The following is an 18761-nucleotide window of genomic DNA, read 5'->3' as shown; positions in this document are numbered from 1 at the left end:
CGCGCGGCGTGATTACCTGCGAAACCGGAGCCAAACCAGCAATCGGAGCCCGGTGCGATGAAAACCCATGTGAAAGCCCTTGTCGTCGGCGGTGGTGCGGTGGGCACCGGGATTGCCTATCATCTGGCCAAGGCAGGCTGGGACACGCTGCTGGTCGAGCGTGACGAGCTGACCTCGGGCTCGACCTGGCACGCCGCCGGTCTGCTGCCGCTCTTCAACATGAGCTACGCCACCACCCACATCCACAAATACAGCGTCGATTTCTACAAATCGCTCGAGGCGGAAACCGGTCTGAACGCCGGTTTCGCCGTCGTCGGCAACCTGCGCATGGCGCAGACCGATGCGCGGATGGATGAGTATATGCTCTACTCCTCGGTCGCCGAAACCGCCGGGGTCTACCACGAATTTCTGACGCCTGCGCAGATCAAGGACCGCTGGCCGCTGGTCAGGACCGAAGACCTCAAAGGCGCGCTGTTCCACCCGCAGGACGGCTACATCAACCCCGCCGACGTGACGCAGGCCATGGCCAAGGGTGCCCGCCAGCACGGCGCGCGGATCGAGCGCAAGGTGCAGGTCGACAGCTATTTCTGGACCGGCGACGAATGGATCGTGTCGTGCACGCGCATGCTCGACAAAGGCGGCATGCTGATCCCGTCCGACGAAAAATTCGAGATCCACGCCGAGCATGTCGTCACCGCCACCGGCAACCACGCCCAACGCACCGCGCGCCTGCTCGGCATCAAGATCCCCGCCATCCCGGTCGAGCACCAGTATATCGTCACCGAACCCGACCCCGCCCTGCAAGCCTGGCGCGCGGCGGGCAACCCCGAGCACCCCGTGCTGCGCGACGCCGATGCCAAATGGTACGTGCGCGAAGAACGCGGCGGCTGGATCCTTGGGCCGTACGAGCGTAACGCCCCCGCCCGTTTCCTTTATGATGTGCCCGACAGCTTCCGCGCCGACCTGTTCCAGCTCGACCTCGAGCGGATCGAGGAAGAATACATGTCCATGATCCACCGCCTTCCGACCTCGGAAACCGTGGGCCTGAAAGACGATTTCAACGGCCCGATCTGCTACACCCCTGACGGCAACCCCCTCGTCGGCCCCGCGCCCGGCCTGCGCAACATGTGGCTGGCCGAGGGTTTCTCGTTCGGCATCACCGCCGCCGGTGGCACCGGCCACTACCTCGCCCAACTGATGACCCAAGGCGAGGCCGAGATCGACATGGCCTCCCTCGACCCCAAACGCTACGGCTCGTGGATGACCACCGAATACGCCGCCCGCAAGAATGAGGAATGCTACGAGCATGTCTTCATCCTGCACCACCCCGATGAGGAACGCGAAGCCGCCCGCCCGCTGCGCACCGCCCCCGCCTATGACCGCCAGCTCGCCCTTGGCGCGCAGATGGGGCAGGTGAACGGCTGGGAACGCCCAAACTATTACGGCCCCATCGGTGCGCCCGCCGATTTCGACCACAACAGCCGCAGCTTCCGCCGGGGCGCGTGGTGGGAATACGCGCAAGCCGAGGCCAAGGCGGTGCGCGAAACCTGCGGCATCCTCGACGCCGCCGCCTTCACCAAGCACCTCGTGCGCGGGCCGGGGGCCACGGCCTTCCTCGACCACTTCACCACCAACGCCCTGCCCAAAGTGGGCCGCATCAACCTGACCTACGCGCTGACCGAAACCGGCACCACGCGCACCGAATACACCATCGTCCGGCTCAAGCAGGACGAATACTACCTGATCTCGGCCGGTGCCTGGAGCGCGTATGACGGCGACTACCTGACGAAAAAGATTGAAGATTTCCGCAAAGCCGGCGGTGATTACGTCGATTGCCACGATGTGACCACGCAATGGGGCGTCTACGCGCTGGCCGGTCCCAATGCCCGCGCCATCCTGCAAGAGATCGTCAAGGACGCCAACCCCGACACGGTCCTGTCCAACAAGCGCTTCCCCTGGCTGAGTATGCGCGACATCGAGCTGGGCATGTGCCCGGTCCGCGCCATCCGCGTCGCCTATACCGGCGAGCTGGGCTGGGAGCTGCATTACCCCATCGAATTCGGCCGCTACCTGTGGGATCTCTTGATGCAGGCCGGGGCGAAACACGGGCTGAAACCCGTCGGCGCGCGGGCACAGAACTGGCTGCGTCAGGAAAAATCCTACCGCGCTTTCGGCACCGAACTGGGCCGCGACGCCACGCCGATGGAAGCCGGTCTCGACCGCTTCATCGACCTTTCCAAAGAGTTCCGGGGCAAGCAGGCGATGCTGGACACCGGCATCCGCTCGAAATGCGTCACGCTGCTGATCGACGGCCCGTCCGACACCGACCCGTGGGGGAAAGAGGCGCTGCTGCTGGACGGCGAAAAGATCGGCCGCCTGACCTCGGGCGGGTATTCCGTCGCCTTCGGCAAGCAGATCGGCATGGGCTATGTCCGCCCCGATCTGGCGGCGGTCGGCACAAGGCTCAAGGTCAAGATCCTGCTGCAGGAATGGGACGCCGTGGTGGTCGAGGACAGCCCCTACGACCCCACCAACACCGCCATCCGCAAAGACGCGTAGGGTGCGTTTTCAACGCACCGTTGTGGGACAGGGAAGGGGCCGCGAGAGCGGCTCTTTTTGTTTGCGGCAAGAGCAAGTGAGTCGCCCGAGAATCCAACATGTTGAGTTACGATTCGCTAAGACGCGCTTCTTCGGATCTGGCCTGCCACGTCTCAATCAAAAACAAAGCCATTGAGCCTGCAAGGTTTACGGTTAAAGCTGCGTGTCGGGGTTTGAATGGGACACGCGCTCGCCCTCCAGCGTGAGCGTCGCCGCCTTTGTTACGAAGTGACCCGACACTCTGAACAATGCTCTGGCAATTCCCAAGGATTGTCTTGAACACGTCTCCTTGATGTTGAGATGGGGCTAAATTCAATTTCGTAGCGGCTTCAGCGTAGAGTTTAGGCATATTCCAATTTGCGGACCATTCATCGCCGCTGTCTTCAATTATGTGTTTGCAAACTTCCTCTAGGAGAGTGCTGGCAGCAGTTACCGCACCTTCTGGGTCGGATGCTCGGCGGTCCAGTGCTTTCGCCCAGAACGCTTGAACTGCGGGGGCATCATAGCCAGTAAGGCCCTCAGTGATGGTTAAATCTGCAGCGCTACCGCCCGTTTCTAAGAAGTCTAGTAGCGGTGCAAATTTTTCAATTACGTGTGCGCGACGCAATGCCCATGAACCGGATCCACTAGCAACGCTTGAAAGGTTTGCCCGCAATGAAGGGGCATCTCGCGATAACCGTACGAAATCAGGGAGTAATCGCTTGCTCGCAGGATCTTCCACTAATCTCGTTCGTGCAATCCTATAATCCGACTCGGAGCCTCCCTCAGTCGTAAGGGCGAGTACGTTACCTTTCAGATGCAGCGCGCACTCAAATAAATCATCTGGGACTTCTATCGGGGTGGATGCGTCACTAAACATGAGGTTGCCTTAGCTACTACGATGATTTTTCATATCATCTAGCGAATTTACAATTAACTCAATCAGCATCCGTAGGTCGGGGTTCACCCCGACTCTCTCCCCCCACCAACCAAAACCCCTACCAAATCCCTAACACTCCCCCTAACCCCTTGATTCCCCTCACCTCACAAAATGTCCCATCATGGGACATCCCCCTCCCGAAACGCAAAAAGGGCCGCGTGGCGCGACCCTTTTCCGGTTGATCCGTGCTGAAACCCGAAGGCTGCTTACCCCTCCAACGCCTCGATCATCGCCACCCGCGTCGCGTGCCGGCCGCCCTCGAACTCGGCGCTCAGGAACGCCTCGACGATGTCCAGCGCGAGGCTCTCCCCCACCACCCGCGCGCCGATGGACAGCATGTTGGCGTTGTTGTGCTGGCGGATCATGCGGGCCGAGAACGGCTCGGCGCAGACCCCGCAGCGGATGCCGGTCACCTTGTTCGCCGCCATCATGATGCCCTGCCCGGTGCCGCACAGGATGATGCCGAACCGGCAATCGCCCGAGGCCACCAGCCGCGCCGCCTCTTCGCCGCGCTCAGGGTAGGGCGTGCTCTCAGCCGTGGTCGGGCCGATGTCGACGGCCTCCCAGCCCAGCGTGGTGATATGCGCGGCGATGATCCGGCGCAGCGCGATGGCCGCGTGATCGCTGGACAGGACGATACGGGTGGTGGTGGTCATGGCGGCGCCCTGTTTTGCTGAGGGAAGGAAGTCGCCGCCTTGGAACAGGTTCTCTGCGTCGCGTCAATATTCCCGCCGTCGCGGGCTCACTGCCCGGCGGCCTGCAGGAAGCGCAGAACCGCGGCAAGGATCGCCGCATGCGCCGCGTCGCGCGCGGAAGGAGAGCCGCCGCAGAGCGCCGGATCGCCACCTTCCTCGCGCAGGATCGCGGGACCGGCGGGCGTGCAGGTCGCGAACCCGTCGAACACCGTCGCCGCCAGCGTGACCTGCGGGACCGCGCCCGTTCCGCTTTGTGCGTCGCCCAGCGACAGGATCAGCGACGGCACCGCGACCGTGCTCAGCGCGTCCGCGAACACACCGACCAGTTCAGGCGCAAGTGCTACCACCGACCCGATGCGCGGATCGCGGCGCGGGCTTGCCAGCGCCGGGCCGTCAACCGAGGCCAGCGCGACCCCCTGCGCCGCGAACCAGCCGCAGTCCGGCCCGGATTGCGGCGGCGTGCAGGATTGCCGGTACGCTTCGGGGTCGACCCTGCCCCCGGCCAGCGCCAGCGCTGCCGTGCCGCCAAGCGCGAAGCCGACCGTGGCGATGCGGGCCGGATCAATCCGCGCCGACCATTCGGGATCGCGGGTCAGGGCGTCCAGCGCGCGGGTCATATCGGCGGGGCGCTGCCAGATCTCGTTGACGCCCTGCACCGCCGAGGGTGCGCGCGGGGCGTTGATTTCGACGGCCAGATAGCCCGCCCGCGCCAGTCCGGCCGAGAGCCACGCGCCGGAGTCCGCTGCCGAGCGCAAGCCGCCGTGCGAGACCAGCACCACCGGCAGGCTCTCCATCGCCACCGCAGCGTCCCGCGCACCGGTGACGCCGGTGAAGACCGCGTTGCCGCCGACGTCTTCGGCCATGCCGCCAGTGCCGGGATACCAGAGTGTCATGGTCAAAGGCCTGTCCGCGTGACGGTCAACGACTGTGGTCACACCCGTCGCCTGATCGGCACAGGCGGCCGAGGCGCTCAGGGCAAAGAGCGACAGGAGGAGGGCGAAGTTCACGACGGGCTGACTCCGGTTCGCGTCAAGTCGGCCAACGGCTTGCAGGGGGCGCTGCGCGCGGCTTGCACTCGGTCTGGGGCGTCGAACGCTTGACGAAAGCTTAACGCGTCACCGTAAGTCATTGATGGCATTCGCGGCAAGCGGCTGTCCCATCGTGGGACATCCCGCGTCAGGCCCCGTCCGACAAATCCAGCTTGAGCCGCAGGAAGCCATGCGGCGTCAGCCCGCGCTGCTCGGGGTGGAAGCCCTCGATCTCGTCCATATGCGCCATCGCGGCGGGGCCGGTTTCGAAGATCACGCTGGTGTTCGGCATCGCCTTGAAGCGCAGGCTGCCGTGATCGGGGCGCCGCAGCGAGCCATGTTCGCGGACATGGCGGTGCAGGATATCGCGGGTCACGCTTTCGTCTGACAGCACCAGATTGCTTGCCTTGGCCCCGGCGAATTTACCCGCCCCCCGGCACGGTAGCTGTTGGTGCACAGCAGATAGCGGCCTTGCGGGTCCAGCGGTTCACCGTCCAGCATCACCGAAATCACCCGGTGCGCCTGTTCATGGATCATCACCCCGGCGACATCATAGCGCGCGGGTTGCGACAGATCATAGATCACGTCGAGCGGGTCGATGACCTCGAAATTATAGCCCGGCACATCGCCGTTGCGCAGCGGTGTTCCGGTCGAGCCGGGGCGGATCCGGTTGAAAGCCGCCGCCGAGCGTTCCAGCCATTCGATGACCTCGGCCCCGGTCAGGCACAGCGCGGCAATCGCGTTGGGAAAGGGGTAGAGATCGGCGATGTGGCGCAGGGCGACGGGACCGGCGGGCACGTCGGTATAGCCAGCAGGGCCACCGCGACCGCCCGATTTGAACGGGGCCACGGCGGACAGGATCGGCAGATCCACCAGATCGGGATCGGTGATGCGGGCGCGCACGTAATCGCGCTGTGCCTCGGCCACGACCTGCAGCGAGGCGGTGACGCCCAGATGGGTGAAGTAGGAATGCAGCGCCTCGGACGAGGTGCCGACCGGGCGGCGGATGCTGGTCAGCGTATCGGCATGGGCCTGCGCGACGGCCTCGACCACGCGTTCGCTGGGACCGTTATCGCGAGGGGCGGCGGGGTCGGCGTGCGCGATCTCCTGTGCGGTCGGCAGGGCGCGGACTTCGGACCGTGTGCCCAGAACCTGCCATTCGCCCGCTTCGTGGACCAGCAACATGTCGATGACACCGATATGCGCGCCCCAGCATCCGGCCATCACGGCGGGTTTCCCGGCGATGGTGCCGGTGGCGATATCGACATCGGGCAGCGAGCCGAACACGGGCGAGGGGAACAGCAGATGGCTGTGGCCGGTCAGCAGCGCATCGATCCCGGGGACACGGGCAAGCGGGATGGCGGCATTCTCCATCCCATGCGAATAGCGCGCGCTGCCGATGCCGGTATGGGCCAGGGCGATGACCAGATCGGCCCCGGCCTCGCGCATTTCGGGCACCCAGGCGCGGGCGGCTTCGACGATGTCGCGGGCGTGCAGGCGCCCATCCAGCGCGTGATTGTCCCAGTCCATCACCTGCGGCGGCGCAAAGCCCACCACGCCGATGCGGATCGGATGCTCGAACCCGGTCTGATCCTTGAGCCTGCGGTCCAGCAGGACATAGGGTTTGACCAGCGTTGTGTCCTTGCGCGGCTCAGACCCCAGACCGACCGCCAGATTGGCCGAGACGACGGGGAAGTTCGCGCCGTCCAGCGTGGCCATCAGAAAATCGAGGCCATAGTTGAATTCGTGGTTGCCCAGCGTGATCGCGTCATAGCCGACCGCGTTCATCGCCGCCATGATCGGGTGCACGTCACCGTCGCGCAATCCGGTCTGATGCGCGACGTAATCGCCCATCGGGGTGCCCTGCAGGAAATCGCCGTTGTCGAACACCACCGAATTGCCGGCCTCGGTGCGGGCTTCGTCGATCAGGCGGGCGGCTTCGGACAGGCCCACCCCGGCCGAAGGGCGGTCAGCGTAGTAATCGTAGGGGAGAAGATGCAGGTGCAGGTCCGTCGTCTCGATCACCCTGAGGTGGACGGCGCGCTGCCCGGCGGCTAATCCGCTGAAGGAGAGGGTGTTGAGCAACCTGTTGCCTCTGACGATCACTGTTTCAGTCCCAAACGCGCACGCAGTTCCGGCGATGACCAGGCGCGAGGGACACGCCTTGGTTAATGATGGCACTCAGTGGCACAAATTAGGCAAAAGACCGACCTGTCGAAGGCAAGTATCCACAGCTCATAGTTGCAAGACAACACGTAAACTGAATGCTGCAAAGCAGCGGTGTTCCCAAGCTACGGAAAATACCCTAAACGACGTGTAATTTAGGGGGTTAGCGTGCCGCGAAACATAGTCTTTGCCGCAGAATGGGACGATCGCCAGGCAGAACTGCGCGGGGACGCCGATCGTTTGAGCGCGCTGCTTGGTGATTCGGCGACGCGGATCCTGCCGGTCTGGCGTGGCCGACCGCTGATTTCGGGCGAGGCCGAGGCGACAGCCGTCTGGCTGGCCCCGGGTCACGTTGTGCTGGACGATGCCGGGGCCGATCTGATCTTTCTGGGCACCCATCAGGGCCACGCGCGTTTCGTGGCCGATGTGTCGTCCTGGGTGCCCGCCGGTCTGGACGAGGCCGCGATGTCCGGCTTTTTCGACGCCACCGAATACGGCCATCCCGACTTGCCCGAGGATCACCGCTATGCCGATCTGCGCGGGCTGATGGCGCGGCTGGACCCCGTCGACGCGGCCATGGCCGCGACCGCGCGCGGTTTGCTGAACTGGCACCGCTCGCATCGGTTCTGTTCGTCTTGTGGTCAACCCAGCGACGCGGCGCAGGGGGGCTGGCAGCGCATCTGCCCGGCCTGCCGCGGGGTGCATTTCCCACGGACCGATCCGGCGGTTATCATGCTGGTGCAGCACGGCGATACGGTGCTGTTGGGCCGCTCTCCGGGCTGGCCCGAGGGGATGTATTCGACGCTCGCAGGGTTCGTGGAACCCGGTGAATCGCTGGAAGCCGCCGTGCGCCGTGAGGTGTTCGAGGAAACCAGCGTCCGTGTCACGCGGGTGTCCTATGTCGCCTCGCAGCCCTGGCCCTGGCCCAGCAATCTGATGCTGGGCTTCGTGGCCGAGGCGGTGAGCAAAGACATCACGCTGGATCACGAGCTGGAAGACGCGCTGTGGATCACCCGTGCCGAGCTGGCGCACGTGATGGCAGGCGAGCACCCGCGCATTCGCCGCCCGCGCAAGGGTGCCATCGCGCAAGAGCTGATGGCCCGCTGGCTGGCCCAAGAGATCGGCTTCGCGCCGCAGACCGACGCTGAAGACTGACAAGGAGCACCGCTTTGGACATTGACGCCACCAAGGATTTCAAGCGCCCGCGCGCTCAGGTCTTGGAGAAATTCCGCGATCCCGCCCGCTTCGAGTCGGTGATGCGCGATATGAAGATCGAGACCGAGCGCACCAGCGAGCCGCCGAGCGCGACCTGGGCCTGCTCGGTCCAGTGGCGCGAGGAACCGCGGCGCTTTGCAGCCGGGCTGGTGGAAACGGCGGCGGCGGAAACCATGGTGATGCAGTTCACCTCGGATCTGGCCGATGCGCAGATCACGATGGATTTCTACGACCTGCCCGATGGCGGCTGCCGGGTGATCGGCAAGGGGGTGGTCAGCGCGCGCACGATCATGGCCAAGCTGGCGCTGCAATCCATGCGGCTGGTGCGCGGCAAGGCCGAAGAGCGCCTGACGCGGCTGATCTTCAACATGGGCCGCCCCTGACCCCGCTGCGGCGGGATTATCCCGCCGCGATGGTCGCCTGCACCGCGCGTTGCCACGCCGCGTAACGGGCAGCGCGCCGGTCTTCGTCGATCACCGGCTCGAACCGGCGTTCCAGCGCCCAGCTTTCGGCAAATCCCTTGGCGTCGGGCAGGATGCCCGCCTGATGCCCGGCCAGCCATGCCACCCCCAGCGCCGTGGTTTCCAGCACCGTCGGCCGGTCCACCGGCGCGGCCAGCACATCGGCCAGTGCCTGCATCGCGTAGTCCGACGCACTCATCCCGCCGTCCACCCGCAGCGTTCCCAGCGTCGCTGTCTCGCCGCTGGCCGCCCAGTCGGCGCGCATTGCCTCGGCCAGATCGCGGGTCTGGAAACTGACGCTTTCCAGCGCCGCCTTGGCCAGTTCCGCCGGGCCAGAGTTGCGGGTCAGACCGAACACCGCGCCGCGCGACTCGGGCCGCCAATAGGGCGCGCCAAGGCCGGTGAAGGCGGGGACGATGATCACCTGTTGCGCGGGGTCAGCGGATTCGGCCAGCGCCTGCGTCTGGTCGGCCCGCTCGATGATCCCCAACCCGTCGCGCAGCCATTGCACGACCGCCCCCGCGACAAAGATCGAGCCCTCCAGCGCATAGGTGACCTTGCCGTTCAGCTGATACGCCACCGTTGTCAGCAGCCGGTTTTGCGAGGGCACCATGGTCTCGCCCGTGTTGAGCAGCGCAAAGCAGCCGGTGCCATAGGTCGATTTCATCATCCCGGGCTGGAAACACGCCTGCCCGATGGTCGCGGCCTGCTGGTCGCCCGCGACGCCCAGAATCGGGATGGGCGCGCCAAAGAGCGTGGTCTCTCCGAACGCAGCGTTGCAATCGCGCACCTCGGGCAGCAGCGCCATGGGGACGTTGAACAGGCGGCAGAGTTCGTCGTCCCATTTGCCGGTGCCGATGTTGTACAGCATCGTGCGCGCGGCATTCGTGGCATCGGTCGCGTGGACCGTGCCGCCGGTCAGCCGCCAGATCAGAAAACTGTCCACCGTCCCCAGCGCCAGCTCGCCCCGTTCCGCCCGCGCCCGCGCGCCGTCGACGTTGTCCAGCAGCCACCCCGCCTTGGTCGCGCTGAAATACGGGTCCAGCAGCAGGCCGGAACGCTCTGTCACCTCCGCCTCATGCCCGGCGGCTTTCAGACTGGCGCAGATATCCGCCGTACGCCGGTCCTGCCAGACAATCGCCCGGTGGATCGGCTCGCCGGTGGCGCGGTCCCAGATCACCACCGTCTCGCGCTGGTTGGTAATGCCGATGGCGGCGACCGGTCCGGCCTTGGCCAGCGCCTCGGTGACGGTGTCCACGGTGGTGCGCCACAGATCCTCGGCATCATGCTCGACCCAGCCCGAGGCCGGGAAATGCTGGGGAAATTCCTGCTGCGCCACGGCCTGCACGGTCAGATCCGCGTCAAAGACGATGGCACGGCTTGATGTCGTGCCCTGATCGATGGCCAGAATGCGCATGCTATGCTCCCTTTGCGCCCAAGACTAACCGCAGGGCGGGTGCCGTCAACAGAGGGTGACAGGCGAAGAGGCTTCTGCTTTGCTGACGACACGTCACAGGTGAGGCCCCGATGAGCAGTGATTTTCAACCCGCCTCCGGCTTTGTGCTGCCGCGCTATGCCGGGATCGCCACCTTCATGCGCCTGCCGCATATCGGGCTGGACGACCCGCGTCTGGCCGAGGTGCAGGTCGGGCTGATCGGTGCGCCCTGGGATGGCGGCACGACCAACCGGCCCGGCCCGCGCCATGGGCCGCGGCAGTTGCGCGATGCCTCGACGATGATCCGCGCGCAGCACGGCATCACCGGGGTGCGGCCCTTCGAGGCAATGAACTGCGCCGATCTGGGCGATGTCGCGCCCAACCCGGCCGATGTGCAAGACAGCCTGCGCCGGATGACCGCGTTCTACACCCGGGTGCGGGGGGCCGGGATCATCCCGCTGACCGCCGGGGGCGACCATCTGTGCACCCTGCCGATCCTGCGCGCCCTGGCGGCCGAGTGCCCGCCCGAAAACAGGCTCGGGATGATCCATTTCGACAGCCACACCGACCTGTTCCACAGCTATTTCGGTGGCCAGATGTACACCCATGGCACCCCGTTCCGCCGCGCGGTGGAAGAGGGGCTGCTGGACCCGCACCGCGTCTGCATGATCGGCATTCGCGGCACGGCCTATGACAGTGAGGACCGTGATTTCGCCAAGGCGGTCGGCATCCGGGTGATCCCGATCGAGGATTTCCACCGGCGCGGGGTCGAGGATGTGATGGCCGAGGCCCGCAACATCGTCGGTACGGGTGACACATACGTCAGCTATGACATTGACTTCGTCGACCCCGCCTATGCGCCGGGCACCGGCACGCCCGAGGTCGGCGGCCCGACCTCGTGGCAGGCGCTGGAATGCGCGCGGTTGCTGCGCGGGGTGAAGATCGTTGGCGCGGATCTGGTCGAGGTCTCGCCGCCGTTTGACCCTGCCGGGGGCACGGCCTTTCTGGGCGTGTCCTTGATGTTCGAAATGCTCTGCGCCATCGTGACGGCGCATCAATAGGAGTTGGTATGCTGAAAACCGCCCTCGTCACCGGCGCCGCGCGCGGCATCGGTCTGGCCACGACGAAACTGTTTCTGGAAGCGGGCTGGCAGGTCGCCATGATCGACCGCGACCTGCCCGAACTCGACAGCAGCGCGGCTGATCTGGAGAAGGCCGAGCACTTCGCCTGCGACGTCTCGATCCCTGACGAGGTGGCGGCCACCGTCGCGCAGGTGCAAAAACGCTTCGGACGGATCGACGCGCTGGTGAACAACGCGGGCGTGGCGGATTTCGGCCCGATCGAGGAAACCACCTTTGATCGCTGGCGGCGGGTGATGAGCACCAATCTGGACGGCGTGTTCCTGATGTCGCAGGAAACCATCCCGGCGCTGAAAGAAACCAAGGGCGCGATTGTGAACATCGCCTCGATCAGCGGATTGCGGGCGTCGACGCTGCGGGTGGCCTATGGCACATCCAAGGCGGCGGTGATCCAGCTGACGAAGCAGCAGGCGGCGGAACTGGGGGAATACGGCATCCGCTGCAACTGCGTCTGCCCGGGGCCGGTGCGCACCAAGCTGGCGATGGCGGTGCATAGCCAGGAGATCATCGACGCCTATCACGACGCGATCCCGCTCAACCGCTACGGCACCGAACGCGAGATCGCCGAGGTGATCGTGTTCCTGTGCTCGGACAAGGCGAGCTACGTGACCGGCCAGATCGTCGCGGCAGACGGCGGGTTCGAGAGCACGGGTGTGGGGCTGCCGGCGCTGCGCAGCTAGGGCGGGGTTTCGCCCTCGCCCCCTGTCGGCTGCCGCCGCCGCGCCCTCGGGCGACCGGGCAGGGGGGCCTTGCCCCCCTCTTGGCCTGACGGCCAATTCACCCCCCAGGATATTTAAGGACAGATGATAAGGTTTCGTTAACCCTGTTTTATTTTCTGTCTGAAAATATCCACGGGGGGTTTCCAAAGGGGGAGCGTGCTCACCCCTTTGGGCAGGGGGTTCGGGGGCGGCAGCCCCCCGACACGGCGTGTCACACGATGACGTCCAGCGCCTGCTGCGCGCCCAGTTCGAACACACGCTTGTAGCGCGCGATCTCGTCCGCCGGGCCCATGGCTTTGTTGGGGTTATCCGACAGCTTTACCGTTGGCCTTCCGTCCGCCGAGATCGCCTTGCAGACCAGCGAGAAAGGCGCGAGGGCGTCGTCGGCAACAAGACCGCGGAAGTCATTGGTCAGCAGCGTACCCCAGCCGAAGGACACTTTCACCCGGCCTGCAAACTGCCTGTGCAGGGCTTCGATCTTGTCCACATCCAGCCCGTCCGAAAAGATCACCAACTTGTTCAGCGGGTCTTCGCCCCGTTCTTTCCACCAGCGAATTGCCCCCTCGGCCCCCTCGGCGGGATCGCCGGAATCGATGCGCATCCCGGTCCAGCCCGCCAGCCAGTCGGGGGCGTGTTTGAGGAAGCCTGCGGTGCCATAGGTGTCGGGCAGGATGATGCGCAGGTTGCCATCGTGTTCCTCGTGCCAGTCAGCCAGCACCTTGTAGGGTGCCTGCGCCAGTTCGGCGTCGCTGTCGGCGAGGGCGGCATAGACCATCGGCAATTCATGCGCGTTGGTACCGATCGCTTCGATCTCGCGGCGCATGGCGATCTTGCAGTTCGAGGTGCCGGTGAAGGCATCGCCCAGGCCTTCCATCATCGCCTGTACGCACCAGTCCTGCCACAGGTGCGAATGCCGCCGCCGTGTGCCGAAATCGGCCAGTTTCAGCCCCGGAATGGCGCGCAGGCGTTCGACTTTCTCCCAGACCCGGCTCATCGCGCGGGCATAGAGCACTTCCAGCTCGAACTTGCCCATGCTCTTGAGCACCGCGCGCGAGCGCAGCTCCATCAGGATCGCCAGCGCCGGGATCTCCCAGAGCATGACTTCCGGCCAGGCGCCCTCGAACGTCAGCTCGTACTGACCGTCACGTTTTTCCAGCTGGTAGGGTGGCAGGCGCAGCGCCTCGAACCATTCCATGAAATCGGAACGGAACATCTGCCGCTTGCCATAGAAGGTGTTCCCGCGCAGCCATGTGCTTTCCCCCGCGTCAGCGAGAGCGAGCGCACGTGGTCGAGTTGCTCACGCAATTCGCTTTCGTCGATCAGGTCGGCCAGCCGCACGTCTTTCGAACGGTTGATCAGGCTGAAGGTGACGCGCGTCTCGGGCTGGTTGCGAAAGATCGACTGGCACATCAGAAGCTTGTAAAAGTCTGTGTCGATCAGCGACCGGACGATCGGATCGATCTTCCAGTTGTGATTATGGACGCGGGTTGCGATATCGACCATCTCGGCCCTCCTGCCGCACAAGGGCGTTTGAACCCTCTTAGCGGCAGGGAACCGAAGGTGCAAAGCCCCAAAGGGCGGAAAGGACGGTCGTAATGCGGCCAGATATTGGCGTTCTAGGTGCCGGAGCCTTTGGAACCGCGCTGGCGATTGCGCTGGCGCAGGCGGGAAAGCGCGTGGTGCTTTGGGCACGGGATGTGGAGCAGGCTGCTGCGATGGCGGCCGCGCGCGAGAATGTCGCGCGCCTGCCGGGTGCGGCGTTCCCCGATGGTCTGGACGTCACCGCCGATGTCGCGATGGCGGCGCAGGCCCCGGTGCTGCTGCTCGCCGTCCCGACGCAGACCCTGCGGGGGCTGGCCGGGGCGCATGCGGCGTTTCTGGCCGACCGTCGGCTGGTGGCGTGTTGCAAGGGGGTTGAGCTGGGCACAGGGCTGTTGCCAACGCAGGTGCTGGGGCAGGTGATCCCGGGGGCGCAGACGGCTGTGCTGACCGGGCCGAGCTTCGCCGCGGATATCGCCCGGGGCAAGCCGACGGCGCTGACGCTGGCGGTTGAGGGCGCGGGCGGCGAGGCGCTGCAGGCGGCGCTGGCTAGCCATAATCTGCGGCTCTATCTGGCGCATGACGTGGTGGGGGCGCAATGGGGCGGGGCGCTGAAGAACGTCATCGCCATTGCCGCCGGTGTCGTGCTGGGCGCAGGCTTTGGCGAAAGTGCGCGCGCCGCATTGATGACCCGCGGCTTTGCCGAGATCGGGCGGCTGGCCCAGTCGCGCGGGGCGCAGGCCGAGACGCTCTGGGGCCTCTCGGGCTTCGGTGATCTGGTGCTGACCTGTACCTCGGACAAATCGCGCAACTTCCGGCACGGGCAGGCGATCGGCCGGGGCGAAGCGCCAGACCTGACCCAGACGGTCGAGGGCGTGATGACCGCCCACGCCATCGCCCAGGATGCTGACCCCGACATGCTGCCGGTCACCTGCATGGTTTCGGCCTTGCTGCGTGAACAGGTCAGCCTTGAGCAGGCGAAAGACCTGCTCCTGTCGCGTCCGCTTCGCAACGAGCGTGGGTGATCACGCGTCGCCCGATGCGAGCGGAGCGCGCGGGCAAGCCCGCGCGCGTTCCTTTTCGTGCGTTGAGGGGGGCCTTCAGCCCCCTCTTCGGCTGAAGCCGAATTCACCCCCCGAGGATATTTTCAGACAGAAAATGCGCGGTTAACTGAAGGTTAACGCCCCTATTTTCTGTCTCTAAATATCCCGAGCGCCGCTCACCCTTCGGGCACGAAGCTGGTGAACCGCGCCTGTTGGGCGATCAGCACGGCCTGCGTCCGGCTCTGCACGCCGAGTTTGCGCATGATGGCGGTGACATGCGCCTTCACCGTCGTTTCGGCGATCGACAGCTCCCAGGCGATCTGTTTGTTCAGCCGTCCCTGGCAGAGCAGTTCCAGAATGCGGGCCTGTTGGCGGGTCAGTTGGGCGAGGCGGGCGACGGAATCGGCGCTGGCGTCGGCTTCATCCGCCGCGATCCCTTCGGGCAGCCATGTCCGCCCATGCCCCAGCGCGTCCAGTGCCGCGCGGACGCTGTCGCGACCGGCGTGCTTGGGTACGAAGCCCGCGGCACCGGCAGCCAGCGCCGCCCGGATCAGCCGCGGTTCGGCCATTGAAGACACCACCAGCACCGGCAGCTCAGGGTGCGTGGCGCGCAGACGGAGCAGACCGTCGAGCCCGTCAACGTCGGGCAGGTCGAGGTCGAGCAGCACCAGATCCGGCTGTGGCGCCCTTTCCAGACGCGTCAGTGCCGCGCCCAGTGAATGCGCCGTGTCCACCGCGATGTTGCCCGCGATGCCACGCAAGGTCAGCGCCAGCGCGTCACAAAACAGCGGGTGGTCTTCGATGATCAGGGCGTGGGCAAAGGTCTGGGCGCTGGCGGTCATGGGCTGGCTCCGGGTCTTGGGCACCCACGATAGCAGGCTGCGTGGCATCCCGGAACCGCCCGTTCATGCGACGAAGGTCTGAGAGACAAAAGCCTGCTTTCACAGCCTGCGCCGGTGCCCTAAGGTGCCCGCGACCCAGGGAGGATTTTGTCATGCAGATGATCGACAGCCGTATTATTGCCGCCCCGCCTGCCGTGGTCTGGGCCGCGCTGCTGGATGCCGAGGTGCTCAAATCCGCTGTGCCCGGCTGTGAAGAGCTGAGTGGATCGGTGGAAGAGGGCTATGAGGCCGCCGTCGTGCAAAAGGTCGGCCCGGTCAAGGCGCGCTTTGCCGGTCGCGTGACCTTTGCCGATATCGTCGAACTGCAGAGCCTTACCCTGCTGGGTGAGGGCAAGGGTGGCGCTGCCGGCTTTGCCAAGGGCGAGGCCAAGGTCGCGCTGGAGCTTGAGACGCTGGAGGATGGCAGCGAGGGCACCAAGCTGTCCTATCAGGTCGATGCCAAGGTCGGCGGTAAACTGGCGCAGCTGGGCAGTCGCATCATCGACGGTTTTGCCCGCAAGATGGCGGATGATTTCTTCGCCCGCTTTGCCGATGCCGTCGAAGGCCCCAAAGCCGACGCGCCCGAAGCCGACGCCGAGGGCGACGCGCCCAAGAAGGGCTGGTTCAAGCGGATGCTGGGCGACTAACGCAGCCAGCCTAACGGATCGGCGCCGATCACCAGCGGGTGCAGCGCGATCAGCGCGGCCCAGGCGGCCACGCCAGCCAGACTGGGCCAGAGCGGCAGGGCCGCAACGCCGCGCAGCGACAGCAGCGCGGTGTTGCGGGAGAGCGCGTTCCAGTCGGGCATCACGCGGCGCTTGCGGCGGTCGATGGCCGCCATGCCCAGCAGGGCAAAAAGCCCCATCGGCGCGAACAAAAGCACATGCGCCAGATCGCCATTGGCCAGCGTATGGGCCAGCGCCCAGAGCGCCAGCGCCAGCAGAACCGGGTGGCGGGTAACGCCAGCGATACCCGGTCGCTCAGGATCAAACGGCGCAGTGCGGCTGCCAAAGCTGAACGGATTCACCCCGGCCAGCGCCTGCGCGACCAGTACGCAACCTACCAGCATCAGCGCCAGTGCCGCCCAGGCCTGCCACGCGGCGGGCGACCAGAGCGGCACAAAGGGCGAGCGCGCCGCCGCCACGATCACCCAGACCAGCAGCGCCACCGACAGCGCCGAATAGGCCAGCGTGAAGCCACCCGCCCCCAGCCGGGCGACCAGAGGCGCTTTCACCCTTGGCCATACCATCAGCCGGTGCGCGCCGACAAACACCGCCATCGCGGCGACAAGGCTGCCCCATCCATCCATACCGCTCACAGTGACGACAGCCGCGCCCGGTTGCAATTGACCCCGCGCGCAGAACCGCGACAATGCGGCGGAAATCTCTGGAGGCACTATGCACACCGAACCCGGCCCCGATGGGCAGCACCGCTGCTGGTGGTGTCTCTCGACCCCGCAATACATCGCCTATCATGATGACGACTGGGGCTATCCGGTCGGTGAGGATCAGCGCCTGTTCGAAAAGCTGACGCTTGAGGCCTTCCAGTCCGGCCTGAGCTGGCGCACCATTCTGGAAAAGCGCGACACGTTCCGGCTGGCCTTTGCAGGGTTCGATGCGCAGAAAGTCGCGGGTTTCGATGAGGGCGATGTCGCGCGGCTGCTGCAGGACAAGGGCATCGTGCGCCATCGTGGCAAGATCGACGCGACGATCAACAACGCCCGCCGCTTGCTGGAGCTGCAGGCAAGCGGCACCAGCTTTGCCGCCTATGTCTGGGGCTACGAGCCGAGCGAGGCCCCGACGCCGGGGATCGCCAGCTCGCCTGCCTCGGTGGCGATGTCCAAGGATCTGAAAAAACGCGGCTGGAAATTCGTCGGTCCGGCGACGGTTTATGCGTTCATGCAGGCGATAGGCATGGTCAATGACCACCTGCCGACCTGCGCCCAGCATGCCAAGTCGGAAGCCGCGCGCGCCCGCTTCGAGCGCCCCACGGCATGATCCCGCCCAGCTACGAGCCTCTTGTCGCGCCCGCGCGGCCCCGCCGTCAGCTGTGGCGGACGGTGCTGGGGCTGGCCGTCGCCCTTGCGATTTACGTCTTGTGGATGGTCGCCATGGGGGCGGTGCTTTGGGCGTGGCAGGGCGGGGATGTGTTCTCGGTCCAGCTGGGGCGGATCAGCACCGGGTCCGACCCGTGGTCGCTTGTGCTGCTGCTGAGCACCTTTCTGGGCGGCTGGGCCGGGCTGTGGGTGACGATGCACCTGCTGCACCGCCGAAGCCTGCGCAGCCTGTTGGGCCGCGCGCCGCTGGTGTTGCGCGATTTCGTCATCGGGGTTGGGGCGATGGCGCTGATCGGCGGCACGATGACCCTGGCGATTGCGCCCTGGCTGCCACCTCTGGCGCTGACGCCGGATCTGGGGGTGTGGCTGACCTTCCTGCCGCTGGCGCTGCTGGGCATCCTGATCCAGACCGGGGCCGAGGAACTGGTGTTTCGGGGCTATGTGCAAAGCCAGCTCGCGGCGCGGTTCGCGCAGCCGCTGGTCTATCTGATCGTGCCTTCGCTCTTGTTCGGCATGGCGCATTTCAATGCCGAGGAACTGGGCGGGCTGGCGTGGGTCGTTGTTGCATCGACGGCGCTGTTTGGCCTTATCGCCTCGGATCTGACGCAGCGCACCGGGGCGCTGGGACTGGCCTGGGGTCTGCACTTTGCCAATAACGTGCTGGCGATCCTGGTGATCAGCGTGATGGGCGGGCTGGACGGTCTGGCCCTACTGCGGCTGCCCGACGGGGCTGCGGGGGAAGAGCTGCTGCGGCCCCTGCTCTATTCCGACATGATCCTGATGGTGGCTGTCTGGGCCGCCTGTCGTTTGTGGGTGCGTCGCCGGTAAGGCGCGGGCCTGTGTTGCATTCTGGCTGGCCGCGTCCTA

17 protein-coding genes and 1 pseudogene are annotated in these 18761 nt (G+C 65.7%); 9 read left to right on the top strand and 9 right to left on the bottom strand.

What is annotated here, in order from left to right; translation table 11 throughout:
- Positions 1-57: 57 nt before the first annotated feature.
- Positions 58-2559: a GcvT family protein gene (locus OKW52_RS21985; RefSeq protein WP_264507589.1), complete on the top strand. Its 2502-nt coding sequence runs from the start codon at positions 58-60 to the stop codon at positions 2557-2559.
- 106 nt (positions 2560-2665) lie between these two features.
- Here OKW52_RS21985 and OKW52_RS23345 read toward each other — a convergent pair whose 3' ends face one another.
- The 5 genes from OKW52_RS23345 to OKW52_RS21965 form a co-directional block, all read right to left on the bottom strand.
- Positions 2666-2947: an abortive infection family protein gene (locus OKW52_RS23345; protein WP_406622310.1), complete on the bottom strand. Its 282-nt coding sequence runs from the start codon at positions 2945-2947 to the stop codon at positions 2666-2668.
- Positions 2948-3723: 776 nt separating this feature from the next.
- Positions 3724-4173 carry a ribose 5-phosphate isomerase B gene (rpiB, locus tag OKW52_RS21980; protein WP_264507588.1) on the bottom strand — a complete coding sequence of 150 codons (450 nt, stop codon included), beginning with the start codon at positions 4171-4173 and terminating at the stop codon, positions 3724-3726.
- 86 nt (positions 4174-4259) lie between these two features.
- Entirely contained in the window at positions 4260-5219 is a 960-nt protein-coding gene (locus tag OKW52_RS21975; protein ID WP_264507587.1) for an alpha/beta hydrolase family protein, read from the bottom strand.
- Between the two features lie 169 nt (positions 5220-5388).
- Positions 5389-5616 (bottom strand): hypothetical protein, encoded by a 228-nt coding sequence (locus tag OKW52_RS21970; protein WP_264507586.1) that lies wholly within the window; start codon positions 5614-5616, stop codon positions 5389-5391.
- A complete protein-coding gene (locus OKW52_RS21965) occupies positions 5613-7325 on the bottom strand; it encodes a bifunctional 2',3'-cyclic-nucleotide 2'-phosphodiesterase/3'-nucleotidase (protein ID WP_264507585.1) in 1713 nt (570 codons plus the stop codon). The genes OKW52_RS21970 and OKW52_RS21965 overlap by 4 nt, the downstream gene beginning before the upstream one ends.
- A gap of 249 nt (positions 7326-7574) precedes the next feature.
- Here OKW52_RS21965 and nudC point away from each other — a divergent pair, with 249 nt between their 5' ends.
- Entirely contained in the window at positions 7575-8561 is a 987-nt protein-coding gene (gene nudC / locus OKW52_RS21960) for an NAD(+) diphosphatase (RefSeq protein ID WP_406622295.1), read from the top strand.
- Positions 8562-8575: 14 nt separating this feature from the next.
- Positions 8576-9004 (top strand): hypothetical protein, encoded by a 429-nt coding sequence (locus tag OKW52_RS21955; protein WP_264507583.1) that lies wholly within the window; start codon positions 8576-8578, stop codon positions 9002-9004.
- A 16-nt stretch (positions 9005-9020) separates the two neighbouring features.
- Here the strand turns inward: OKW52_RS21955 and glpK are convergent, their stop codons facing one another.
- The gene (gene glpK, locus OKW52_RS21950; RefSeq protein WP_264507582.1) at positions 9021-10499 is read right to left on the bottom strand and encodes a glycerol kinase GlpK; all 1479 of its coding nucleotides are present in this window, start codon (positions 10497-10499) and stop codon (positions 9021-9023) included.
- 110 nt (positions 10500-10609) lie between these two features.
- Between glpK and OKW52_RS21945 the strand changes: the two genes are divergently transcribed.
- Together OKW52_RS21945 and OKW52_RS21940 are read left to right on the top strand one after the other, a co-directional pair.
- Positions 10610-11578: an agmatinase gene (locus OKW52_RS21945; RefSeq protein WP_264507581.1), complete on the top strand. Its 969-nt coding sequence runs from the start codon at positions 10610-10612 to the stop codon at positions 11576-11578.
- A gap of 8 nt (positions 11579-11586) precedes the next feature.
- Positions 11587-12336: an SDR family NAD(P)-dependent oxidoreductase gene (locus tag OKW52_RS21940; protein ID WP_264507580.1), complete on the top strand. Its 750-nt coding sequence runs from the start codon at positions 11587-11589 to the stop codon at positions 12334-12336.
- Between the two features lie 250 nt (positions 12337-12586).
- Here the strand turns inward: OKW52_RS21940 and pncB are convergent.
- Positions 12587-13878, bottom strand: a pseudogene (pncB, locus tag OKW52_RS21935) (nicotinate phosphoribosyltransferase).
- A 92-nt stretch (positions 13879-13970) separates the two neighbouring features.
- Here pncB and OKW52_RS21930 point away from each other — a divergent pair.
- Positions 13971-14939 (top strand): NAD(P)H-dependent glycerol-3-phosphate dehydrogenase, encoded by a 969-nt coding sequence (locus tag OKW52_RS21930; RefSeq protein WP_264507579.1) that lies wholly within the window; start codon positions 13971-13973, stop codon positions 14937-14939.
- A 194-nt stretch (positions 14940-15133) separates the two neighbouring features.
- Here OKW52_RS21930 and OKW52_RS21925 read toward each other — a convergent pair whose 3' ends face one another.
- The gene (locus OKW52_RS21925) at positions 15134-15799 is read right to left on the bottom strand and encodes a helix-turn-helix transcriptional regulator (protein ID WP_264507578.1); all 666 of its coding nucleotides are present in this window, start codon (positions 15797-15799) and stop codon (positions 15134-15136) included.
- A gap of 152 nt (positions 15800-15951) precedes the next feature.
- Between OKW52_RS21925 and OKW52_RS21920 the strand changes: the two genes are divergently transcribed.
- A complete protein-coding gene (locus tag OKW52_RS21920; protein ID WP_264507577.1) occupies positions 15952-16485 on the top strand; it encodes a CoxG family protein in 534 nt (177 codons plus the stop codon).
- On the opposite strand, the gene OKW52_RS21915 is transcribed toward OKW52_RS21920, so the two are convergent.
- Positions 16482-17147: an NnrU family protein gene (locus OKW52_RS21915; RefSeq protein ID WP_264507576.1), complete on the bottom strand. Its 666-nt coding sequence runs from the start codon at positions 17145-17147 to the stop codon at positions 16482-16484. The genes OKW52_RS21920 and OKW52_RS21915 overlap by 4 nt on opposite strands.
- Before the next feature lie 88 nt (positions 17148-17235).
- Between OKW52_RS21915 and OKW52_RS21910 the strand changes: the two genes are divergently transcribed.
- Both OKW52_RS21910 and OKW52_RS21905 read left to right on the top strand, forming a co-directional pair.
- A complete protein-coding gene (locus OKW52_RS21910) occupies positions 17236-17835 on the top strand; it encodes a DNA-3-methyladenine glycosylase I (RefSeq protein ID WP_264507575.1) in 600 nt (199 codons plus the stop codon).
- Positions 17832-18722, top strand: a complete 891-nt coding sequence (locus OKW52_RS21905) for a CPBP family intramembrane glutamic endopeptidase (protein WP_264507574.1) — start codon at positions 17832-17834, stop codon at positions 18720-18722. Before OKW52_RS21910 ends, OKW52_RS21905 begins: the two co-directional genes overlap by 4 nt.
- Positions 18723-18761 lie beyond the last annotated feature (39 nt).

The organism is Pararhodobacter zhoushanensis (assembly GCF_025949695.1).
Taxonomy (GTDB): Bacteria; Pseudomonadota; Alphaproteobacteria; order Rhodobacterales; family Rhodobacteraceae; genus Pararhodobacter; species Pararhodobacter zhoushanensis_A.
This window is presented reverse-complemented; position numbering and strand designations above follow the sequence as displayed.